Source organism: Sphingobium sp. FG58 (assembly GCF_057809055.1).
The window spans coordinates 1-11,264 of record NZ_JBMDJF010000013.1; the positions used below are offsets into that span (position 1 = coordinate 1).

Consider the following 11,264-nt stretch of genomic DNA (forward strand, 5'->3'; position numbering starts at 1 on the left):
AGTCCGATCCTCTACCGAGGATACCCGCTGTTACACCATCCCGCGGGACACGATCAAACAACATGCTGATCGCAAAGATTATGATCTTGAGGTCGAGGAGCTTTAGCAGGTTGCGAACATCCTCTGGCCGCAACCGTGCTGACATCGGCATGGCACCATAAATTTTGCCGCGAATGACCAGCTCATTGCCTTCTCTCTCAAGGCCACTGATGGCCATTAGTTCAGATTTGTTGGCATCGTATATTTTTGCTGTCATGGTTGCACCCGCCTCCTTTAAGCCGAATGTTATAGCGTAATGATGCGCTCTGCATCATGATTTGACAGGACTAGTCTAAGAAATCAGAAGATTGGTTCGCGTGATTGGCAAAAACGGGCGTCAACTAAGCGCAGACTGGCTTACCTGGGCGCGCGCCAGCAAGCCCCCGTTGCGTAAGCCTGGTGACAGGCAGTCATTTTTGACGTTTTCGACAATAGCGTCGCCAATGCCCGACATCACTCATCCCGTTTCATGTTATAGAAATCAGGTATCAGGGAGCGGCGAGTTTGACAAGCTATTTGTCTTTTAATCCGAATTTAGAGAGCTACGTTCCTTGCCGGACCCAATCTTGACCGTGGCCGCAATCTGCTCAAATGATGCAATCTGATTGCCGGAAAAAATTCAACATATTGTTTATAAAGAAAATTATATAAGAATGACAAAATTCAGTGAGGCGCCCTGCCCGCCATATCATGCCTGAACGCAAGTCGCGCATGAATGCTGCGGTGAAGTGTCCGGCACCAAGATAGTCATGTAAACTTCCATATCTGCCTCCATCATGCTCTGGCGAGCCGGCTGCCCTCGGCGAATCCCCGGTACATGATAATCATAACCGCCGATAGGACCAGGATGGTTCAAATGCGCGGATCAAATAACTAGACAAAGCGTCCAGGACTTTGCAATAACGATCAAAATCTGGGGTTTTTGGGGTATTTAGATGCAGTTTTCAGACAAGCTACGTCGCGCCAGCGGCGTCAGCCTTCTTGTCTTGTCGGCAATGCTCACTGACGCCGCAATAGCCCAATGCCAGCCTGATCCGCCGGTCACAGGTGGAACGACCATTTGCGAGGGCATCGACGATGATGGTCTTGTCATTACCTCCGAGAATACGAGCGTCTCGCTATCCAGCGGTGCGCGTATCGCCTCGTCCGGCAGTGACGCCATTCTGGTCCAGCGCGCGCGCAGCGATGTCTATTCCAGTACAGTGTTTCTCAATATCGACGGTCATGTCGAGGGCATAGGCCATGCCGGTGTCCGGTTCGATACTGCCAGCCCGTCCTATGCATCCGATTATCTGGGTGTCGTGGTGGGGGCCGGCGGTCGCATCGACGGCAGCACGGGCATTCTTCTGTCAAACGGGCCGGACAATCCCTATGCCTCCATGACCCTGAATGTCGATAATAGCGGATCAATCACCGGCGCCGATGGCTATGCAATCCGGGATGATCTTGCGGACACCGCCTCCGCTTATGTTGGGCTGGTCAATCGTCAGCCCGGGATCATGGGCGCGATCAGCGGAAAGCTGACCCAACTGGCCAACGACGGGCTGATCGACGGCGGCGTATCGAGCGCCATAGACGGCAGGATCGGCGACGGTTACGGCCCCAAGGCAGACCTTGAGAATAACGGCACTATCCGCTCCAATAGCGCGAGTGCGACGATCGCCAACCTGGGTGCCGGTGCCATGCTGGTCAACGCCGGAACAATCGCCAATGACAGCGGCAACCGCGCGATTGAGGGCTATTTCTATTCCGTCGATAACCAGGCTGGTGGCGTCATTACAGGCGACATCACGGCGATTGGCACCACAGCCAGTCTGCAATTGACCAATGCGGGCCTGATCAATGGCAATGTCATCACGCAGGCCCTTTTCTCCCCATATTACGCGACAACCAGCACGATCGATTCCCGCTTGGGTACGATCAACGGCGATCTGCTGCTCGGCGGCAGCCATGACATGCTCATTGCCGCGTTCGATCCGGTCACGGGCTTGCGCACGGGCGTTACCGGCCGCGTCGATGGCGGCGAAGGCAATGACACAATCGATGTGCGGTTCGAGGCCGACGGCACCATTGATCAGCGCATCGCGCTGCCTGGCTTCGAGCAGGTCCGCATCACGGCGCTGAATACGGCAAATGTCGCGCTCGTCGATGGCTTCGTCGCGAATGCTCCCCTGTTCCTGGTTGGTAATGGGACTATCAGGAACCAAACCGGGATTACGCTGACGGAGCCGAACGCCAGGATCTGGAATACGGGCGATTATTATGGCCTGACTTTCCAGAACGAAGGCAGCATCAATGCCGCAAATGCGGACCCATATGCGACGGCGCTGTCTTTCGGGCAAATGACGTTCGACAATAGTGGATCGATCACTGTCCAGGGCAATGCCCTGTCGCTCCATTCGACCACATTCACCAATGAAGGCGACATAACCGCTTCCAAACGGGCGATCTACTTCGGATCGGGGACCATGGTGAATACCGGGACGATCCGTTCGACCGGCGATATCGCCCTGCACGTCGACACCTATTATGGTGCGCCCCTGATGAACATCGGCCTCATCGATGGTGCCACGGTCGGCGTCTTGCTGAACGGCAACTTCAAAAACAGTGGCACCATCTCCTCTCCGCGGATTGCCGTGGCGATGACCGGCGGGGGGCTGATGAATGAAGCGGGCGGCGTTATTTCAGGCGGCACTTTGGCGATAGGTCCGCAGGACTCCAGCTATTCAGTCTATGGCAGTACGGTCGCAAATGCAGGGACGATCAACGGGACCGTCAATCTCGCCAGCAATTCGATCTATGGCTATGGCAACAGCTACATCGCGCTGCAGGGTGGCATCCTCAACGGTGATCTCATCCTGGGCAGCAGCGACATGCTGGCCGTCTCTCTGCCGACGTCGGGCGGCACGACCTTCGATGGCTTCAACGGCACCATCCATGGCAATGGCGCAAGCCTTCGCTATATGGCCGCAACGGACGCCAGTGCGACTCTCGGTCGCCTGACCGGCTTTGGTGCGACCAGCTATGAGGTCGCGCAGGGTGCGACCCTCTCCCTCAGCGCGGCGTCAGCACAAAGCGACAGTCTGATGTTGGCCGGCAAGGGCATTGTCGATCTGGCCGCGGACTTCAATTTCGCTGAAGACGGATTGCTCAGCATCGTTGAAGGCGTCATCCTCCCAGGCGAAAACTACAACAATTCGACGCTGTTGGTCAGGAGCCATGGTACGCTGACAGCGGTGCGCAGTGCGACCGGTAGCTACCCCTCCTTTGGCGCCATGGTTGCGCTGGGTTTTGAAAGTAGCTTCATAAATGACGGCACTTTGCGCTTCCAGAATCTCGCAATCTCGCCCTACAGCTATGTTGGTGCAATCAGCCGAGGGCTTGAAGTCACGAATAACGGCGTCATCCTTGTCGATGGCGCAGCGGCCATCAACGGCGCACGATATGTATATAATAATGGCCTGATCGCGGAGTTGGAGAACGGCACGACATCAATTGGCGTCGTTACATCATATTTGACCAACAGCGGTACGATCAGCATGAACGGGCGCGCCGTCGTGGCCGATTCCTATGCTACGAACATCATCAATAACGGGGTTTTGCGCAGTAAAAATGGGGTCGCGATCGGCGGCAATGGGTCGCTGGCACTTGTCAACGGCCTGAACGGCACGATCGATGGCAATGGAACGGCGATCCAGGTCAGCGGTGGCGGGTCGATCACCAATGCGGGCATCATCACCGGCACGGTGGACATGGCCTATCGGGTGGACGGCCGCGGCTACGACAGCATCTTATATATTTCCGATGGCGGCATGTTGAATGGAGATCTGCTGTTCGGGGCCGCGAACGACATCTTCCTGTCAAAGGGTTCGGACATAGGCGTTTCGGGCGTCATTGATGGGGGCGAGGGATTTGACGTTTTCGGTCAGACGTTCGAAAGCAGCGGGACTATAACCCTCGGAACGGTGCCAGGGGTAAATTTTGAAGCCCAACTGGTCCGCGCAGAAGGTCTCGATACGGTTTTGACGCTGGAAGCTGCCGACCCGATCGCCAATGGTTTCGCCATTGGTGGCAATGGCCATATCGTCAATCGCGTGCAATCTGATGGCGTTATCACCGGTCAAGTCTATGCCTATCCGTTCGAATTGGAACTGGAGCCTTTGGCCAGTTTCTCCAATGAGGCGAATATATCGGCATTTTTCGGTGCCGCGCGTGCCTTTTCCAACAGCGCGGTAATCGGTAAACAAGATGCCGAATATACTGGAGTGTCGATCCATAATATCGACACGCTTTCCTTCAGCAATACAGGAACGATCAGCGGTAACGACCGATACGGCATCGCTGTCAGCCTGTATAGCGACCAGCTCCGTGAAGTCACCTTCAGCAATGAAGGACGGATCGAAGGCCGCGTCCATAGTAATTTCAATGCCGATGGGCCGGCGACTATTGCCATCCACAACGCAGGCACGATCACCACGGCGATTGAGAATGGCATCGCCCTCAGCCTGTTTTCAGGCAGTGCGGGAAGCGTCGTCGATATCGCCAATAGTGGCACGATCCAATCCTCTGCCAAATGGGGATCAGCAATCAACTTGGCTGACCTTTTCGAGATGCCGGGCAGTTTTACGATCGGGAACAGCGGAACCTTACGCGCCAATGGCGGTGGCGAATTGATTTCCTACGACTATTGGGGGGATTATTCCTATACGGCTCCCGCTTCCGCGATCCACGCGTCGGGAATATCCGGCTCGGTCCTGACCGTCACGAACGCCCAGGGCGGCGTTATCGAAGCGCTTGGCGATGCCTCGACCGCCATTCTGTCGAGCCTGGCAATCAACGTCGACAATGGCGGCGAGATCAACGGTCAGGCCGGGACGATGCTGGATGCAGACGATGGTTTGGCGCTGCAACTTGGGACGACACGTCTTGCGGGCGCGATCCAGAGCATCGGCAGCCATGACGATCGCCTTACCAACAGCGGTATCATCCGCGGCGATATCGACCTTGGCTTTGGCGACGATGTGATCGTCAATCGTGGGACGATCATCGGCGACGTCTATCTGCGCGACGGCGACGACAGCTTCTCCCAACTGGCAAGCGCAATCCTGCAAGGCGCGGTTGACGGCGGTGCGGGCATGGACAGCTTCATAGTTGACGCGACCGGCGGCGGCGCGGTCGATGCCGACCAGTTCGTTAATTTCGAACGCTTCGTCCAGACTGGCGAAGGCAATGTCAGCTATTCGGGCGACTTCAACTTCGACACGATCGGCCTGGACGGCGGCACCATCACCGTGGCGGCGGGCGAGACGCTGAGCAGCGCTGGCGCAATCACCATCGCTGGAGCTGCGGGCAATGACAGCGTGCTGAATGCGGGCATGATCAGCGGGGGCATCGCGCTGGCTGGCGGCAATGACAGCATCGTCAATGGCGGCACCATCGGCGGCCCGGTTTCGCTGGGCGCGGGCGATGACAGCTTCACTGAACAGACAGGCAGCAGCGTGGCTGGCCTGGTCGATGGTGGCGCGGGGACCGATCTCTATCGCCTGATCATGGCGGGCGACCGCAGCGGCATCGGCGCGCAGACCGGCTTCGAGCGACTGTCGGTGGAAGGGCAGGGTACGCTGACCCTCATCAACGACTTCACCCTACAGAGCGTGAATGCAGAGGGCGGCCTGACCCTCGCCAGCGGTGCCTCGTTGACTACGGACAGGCTGGCCTTTGGAAGCGCCGACAACCGCTTCATCATCAACGGCCAGTTCGCTGGCTCGATCGATGGTGGCGCGGGCAGCAATCGCATCCTGCTCAATGCCGGTAGCGTTTCTGCACCGGTCCGTTTCGCTGCGGTCAATCGCATCAACGGGCTGGACATGGGCGGCGGCTATGCAACCGTCTCTGGCGATGCCGATTTTGGCGTGATCGACCTGATCAGCGGGCGTCTGGTGGGGCTTGCTGGCTCGACCATCCGTGCGGGGAGCATCGTGGTGCGGCAGGGCGCGACCTTCGGATCGGCTGGCCTTGTGATCGGCACTATCAATGTCGCTGGCACGCTTAGCCCCGGCGCATCACCCGGCACAATGACCGTGACGGGCAATGTCGCCCTGGCCGGTGGATCGACCACGCTGATGGAGATCACGCCGACCCTGTCCGACCAGTTGCTGATTTCCGGCACGCTGACGATCTCGCAGGGGGCTGGCCTGGTCCTGACCGCCGACCAGCAGGTGAAGCCGGGCACCACGCTCGACCTCATCATCGCCAATGGCGGCATATCGGGCCGCTATACCAGCATCGTGAAACCCGACAGCCTGTTTGGCTTTATTGTTCAGGATGACAAGCGCATCCGTCTGCTCGGCCAGTTCCTCAACGATGCTGCCTTCACGCCGCAGGTACGGCGCGCCGTCGATTATACCAATGCCGTGATCGGGGCCGGCACGGCCAGCGATAGCCTGATCGACGCCCTGCCGGTGCTGGTAACGGCATCGGGCGCATCCAATGCCGCTGCCTTCGCGCGCCTGACCGCCGAACCCTATGCTTCAGCGACCCAGATGGGCGTCGAAAACGGCCTGACCATCGCCAATGCGACCCGCAGCATTGCCCGGCTATCGGGTGACGATGCGCCGCGGGCATTCAGCATCGGCCAGTATCTGGGCGGCCTTGGCCGGATCGCGGCGGACGACAAGGCTGGCCTGTCGGCTAGCCGTTCGCGCAGCTATGGCCTGCTGGGCGGCTTGGGCATCGGCACGGATCGCTGGTCGGTCGCGGGTTTTGGCGGTTATCTGGACTCGCGCCAGACGCTGAGCCAATTGGGATCGCAGACCGATGCCGATGGCTGGCTCGCGGGTGTCGCTGGCAGCTACGCGATGGGGGCATTGCGGTTCGATGCGACGCTGGCCTACCACCAGCTTGATGCCGATATCGATCGCCTGACGCCCGATGGCGGAAAGGCGCGTGGCCGCTTCCGCCTCAAGAACTGGATCGGCGACCTGTCGCTCTCTTACGAGGCTATTCTGGGCAGCGACTGGGCGGCGCAGCCTGACGTCGGTCTGACCTATGTCGCGACGACCCGCACGGGCGTGAGCGAGGATAATGGCAGCGTCTGGGCACTTGATGTCGCAAAGGACGAGCATGATGCCTTGGTCGCCGATGGCGGCATCGCCTTCGGCCGCAGCCGGGCGTCGGATGCGTCCTTCCGTCCCTTCGTGCGGCTGGGTGTCCAATATCAGCTGAAGGGCCGTAACGTCTTGGCGCTGGCGGGCTTTGCCGGCTCCGATCAGGGCCTGCTATCGCTCGGCGCGCGCCGTGGCGGGCTGGTGGGCAGCGTCAGCGGCGGCGTGGAGATGCGGGTCAGTTCCGCCCTCTCGCTCTTCGCCAACGCAGCCCAGACCTATAGCGAAGATGACCGTCGGGCTTCGGCAAATATTGGGCTGAAATTCGCCTTTTAAGACGTCGATGCGCGGGCTGAGCGGCTTCCCGCCGCTCCGATAATGCTGAAATCGGCTAGCAGTTGCTGGTCCGATGCAGCCCGCGCTTGCGCTAGCGCCGTCACAGGTTCTAGATACTTGTCTGACATATTGCATGTGATGGGACGCTGATGATCAGGCGTAAACTGGAAGTCTGTGTCGAAACATTGGCGGACCTGCATGTCGCACTGGCTGGAGGGGCGGACCGGATCGAATTATGCAGCGCGCTGGCGCTGGGCGGGCTGACCCCATCGGCCGGGCTGGTGGCGCAGGCGGTGGAGGCCGTGCGGCAGCGGGGCATGAGCATCCGCGCCATGGTCCGCCCGCGCGATGGCGACTTTGCCTATGATGCGAGCGATCTCGCCACCGCACGGGCGGAGGGTGTGGCGCTGATCGGGCAGGGCGTTGACGGGCTGGTGTTCGGCGCAGCGCGCGCCGGGCAACTGAACGGCGCGGCGCTCGCCGACTGGACCGCCGCGATGCGCCAATCCCGCCCCGACATCGGCCTGACATTGCATCGCGCGATCGATCTGGTCGATGATCCGGTCGCGGCGGTCGATCAGGCCGTCCTTCTCGGCTTCGACCATATCTTGACATCGGGTGGCGCGACACGGGCCATTGATGCGCTCCCGATACTCGCTGCAATGCAGGCGCGCGCGGCCGGGCGGATCATCATCATGCCCGGCGCAGGCGTCCGCGCCGCCAATGTCGGCGCGATCATCGCCTCCACCGGCGTGTCGGCAGTCCATGCCTCCGCGAGCGAAGAAACAGAGGCGGTCGATGCCCACGCCCTCGCCCTGGGATTTGCGTTGGGCAACAGGCGACGCACATCGCTTGCCCAGGTGCGCGCCATCAGAGAGGCGATCGACCAATGATCCGGCTCCACCGCCGCGAAACCCTGACACTCGGTCTGGCTGCCAGCCTGCTCCCTGACGTCGCGACCGCGCGCCCCGCACCTGACGCATCGCCGTTGCTCCACGGCCTTGGTCCCCGTGACGACGCCCCCTGGCACCTGCCGCAAAGCGATCCCTCGCGCCTGCTGCTCGATGAAGGCTGGCGCTTCCATGAAGGCGATATCGACGTGCCGCCGCCGGTCGGCCATCACCTGACCTATTTGTCGGTGAAAGCAGGCAATGCCCGTGGCCCGGCGGCGATCGACTGGGACGATGGCGACTGGCAAAGGGTGCGCCTGCCCCATGACTGGGCCTCCGCCCAGCCGTTCGTCAAAAGCGCCAACGTTTCGCAGGGCTATCGCCCGCGCGGCATCGGCTGGTATCGCCGTACCTTCCGGCTCGACCCGGCTGATCGGGACAAGCGGCTGGAATTGCATTTCGGCGGCATCGCGACGCAGGCGACCATCTGGGTCAATGGCAGCGTCGTCGCGCGCAATTTCTCCGCCTATAATGCGATCAACATCGACATCACCCCCTTCGCCCGTTTTGGCGAGGAGGATAATGTCGTCGCCATCCGCGTCGATGCCAATGCGATGGAAGGCTGGTGGTATGAGGGCGCGGGCCTCTATCGCCATGCCTGGCTCGCCAGACACCCCGCCGTCTCGATCGCCACGGACGGCGTGCATTGCGATCCCCGGCAGGAGGGTGGCGCTTGGCGCGTGCCTGTCACCCTGACCGCCCAAAGCATCGCGCGCGACCCGCGTTCGATGCGCGTCACCGCCATCCTGCGAGACCCGGACGGGCGGGAGGTAAGCCGTCAGCAGGCGATGCTGGACGTGCCGCCCCTCGCGCAGGCCAGCGTCGCCCTGACCATCCCGGTCGCCGCACCCCGCCTCTGGTCGGTCGACGATCCCGCGCTCTATAGTGTCGATCTGCTGCTGGATGGGCCGGACGGCACCGACCGGCGGATCATTCCCATCGGCTTTCGCACCATCGCGTTCGACGCTGACCGGGGCTTGTTGCTCAACGGCACGCCCGTCAAGCTCAAGGGGGTGTGCGTCCATCTCGACCATGCCGGGGTCGGTGTGGCGGTGCCGGACGCGCTGCTTGCCTGGCGGCTGGCGCGGCTCAAGGATATGGGCTGCAACGCCATCCGTTGCTCGCATAATGCGCAGGCGGAGGAATTTTATGCCCTGTGCGACCGGATGGGCTTTCTGGTCATGGACGAAAACCGCATCTTCAATCCCGCGCCGGAAAATCTGGCGCAGCTGGAATGGCTGGTCCGCGCCCATCGCAACCATCCCAGCATCATCCTGTGGTCGGTGTTTAATGAGGAACCGATGCAGGGGACGCGCGCCGGGGTGGAGATGGTTCGCCGGATGCGGGCTGCCGTCCGCGCGCTCGATGACAGCCGCCCGGTCACGGCGGCGATGAACGGATCTTTCTACGATCCCGACAATGTGTCGCAGGTCGTCGATGTCATGGGGTTCAACTATTATCTCGACGATTATGACCGTTTCCACGCGCTGAATCCGCGCCAGCCGCTCACCAGTTCGGAAGATACCAGCGCCTTCATGACGCGCGGCGCCTATGCCAGCGACGCGGGCGCGCATGTCATCGCCGCCATGGATGAAGAAGCGGCACCCTGGGGCGCCACCCACCGCAAGGCGTGGAAGGCGATTGCCGAGCGGCCCTTCGTCGCTGGCGGCTTTGTCTGGACGGGGTTCGACTATCATGGCGAACCCACCCCCTATGAATGGCCGACGATCGCCAGCTTCTTTGGCATTCTCGACCTGTGCGGCTTTGCCAAGACCGCCTATGATATCCGCCGCGCCCAATGGATCGATGATCGTCCAGTCGTGGGTGTCGCGCCGCACTGGACCTGGCCGGGGCGCGAAGGGCAGCCCATCGATCTGCTGGTAACCTCCAATGCGCCACGGGTGCGGGTGCGGGTCAATGGCCGGATCGTCGCGGACCAGCCCTGCGACCGGATCATGGGCGTAACCGTCAGGACCAGCTATGAACCCGGCCTGCTGGAAGTGGAGGCGTTGCGCGATGGGAAGGTCGTCGCTCGCGCCGCACACCATACGGCCGGTCCAGCGGTCGCGCTGCGCCTCACGCCCACGCGCGCCCATCTGCGCGGCGATGGGGAGGATGTCCTGGCCATCACCATCGACGCTATCGACGCACGCGGCCACCATGTTCCGGTCGCGCAATATATGGCGCGCTTCACCATCAACGGCGCGACCCTGATCGGTGTGGGCAATGGCGATCCCAATTGCCATGAAAGCGAAAAGGCAGCCGAACGGTCGCTGTTCAACGGCCTTGCGCAGATGATCCTTCAGGCAGGCACGGGCCGCGGCCAGATCCGCGTAGAGGCGCAGGCGGAGGGCTTGCGGTCCGCCCGCTTGGTCCTCCCGCAACTGGCGGTCACGCCCCGCCCGTCGGTTCCGGCGCTGCCGCCGCGCACGCTGGTCGGCGAATGGCGGCGCTCACCCGCCTTTGCGGATCGCCCCGATCCCGCCTCGCGCCCGGCCGATGGCGACAATAATCTGTGGGCCTTCATGCGCGCAGGCACGCCGACGCCAGCCGATACCATACCGCAATGGTGCGTCTATCGCGCGGCCTTGCCCCAGCGCAAGGCGATCATCGCGCGCGGTGGCCGAATCAGCTTCACCGCCCTCGCCGGACAGGCCGAACTATGGGTCGACGGTCGTCTGCTGGTCACCAGAGCCGAAGCCGCATCCGCCCCGCTGGTCGCTGACCTGCCGCCCGGCGCCAAGGAGGTTGCGCTTCTGATCCGTTCGGACGCGGGGCAGCCGTCCGGCCTGCTCGGCCGGGTGCAGGTGGAGGCGCGGGACTGACCGCCCGCGCC

Annotated in this window: 4 protein-coding genes; 3 read left to right on the top strand and 1 reads right to left on the bottom strand. The window is 61.6% G+C overall.

What is annotated here, in order from left to right; genetic code table 11:
* Nucleotides 1–256, bottom strand: a 256-nt coding sequence (locus tag ACODR8_RS14565) for a hypothetical protein (protein ID WP_489007919.1), incomplete at its 3' end; no start/stop codon positions are given.
* Nucleotides 257–974: 718 nt separating this feature from the next.
* On the opposite strand from ACODR8_RS14565, the gene ACODR8_RS14570 reads away from it, so the two are divergent.
* The 3 genes from ACODR8_RS14570 to galA all read left to right on the top strand — a co-directional run bounded on the left by ACODR8_RS14570 (nt 975) and on the right by galA (nt 11,253).
* Entirely contained in the window at nt 975–7,478 is a 6,504-nt protein-coding gene (locus ACODR8_RS14570; protein ID WP_489007920.1) for an autotransporter domain-containing protein, read from the top strand.
* A 149-nt stretch (nt 7,479–7,627) separates the two neighbouring features.
* Nucleotides 7,628–8,371, top strand: coding sequence for a copper homeostasis protein CutC (locus tag ACODR8_RS14575; RefSeq protein WP_489007921.1), 744 nt, complete (start codon nt 7,628–7,630; stop codon nt 8,369–8,371).
* Nucleotides 8,368–11,253 (top strand): beta-galactosidase GalA, encoded by a 2,886-nt coding sequence (gene galA, locus ACODR8_RS14580; RefSeq protein ID WP_489007922.1) that lies wholly within the window; start codon nt 8,368–8,370, stop codon nt 11,251–11,253. Before ACODR8_RS14575 ends, galA begins: the two co-directional genes overlap by 4 nt.
* Nucleotides 11,254–11,264 lie beyond the last annotated feature (11 nt).

Excerpts from the sequence above, each read along its gene's own strand:
- galA (WP_489007922.1), top strand. The coding sequence starts at position 8,368 with ATGATCCGGCTCCACCGCCGCGAAACCCTGACACTCGGTCTGGCTGCC.
- ACODR8_RS14570 (WP_489007920.1), top strand. The coding sequence starts at position 975 with ATGCAGTTTTCAGACAAGCTACGTCGCGCCAGCGGCGTCAGCCTTCTT.
- ACODR8_RS14575 (WP_489007921.1), top strand. The coding sequence starts at position 7,628 with ATGATCAGGCGTAAACTGGAAGTCTGTGTCGAAACATTGGCGGACCTG.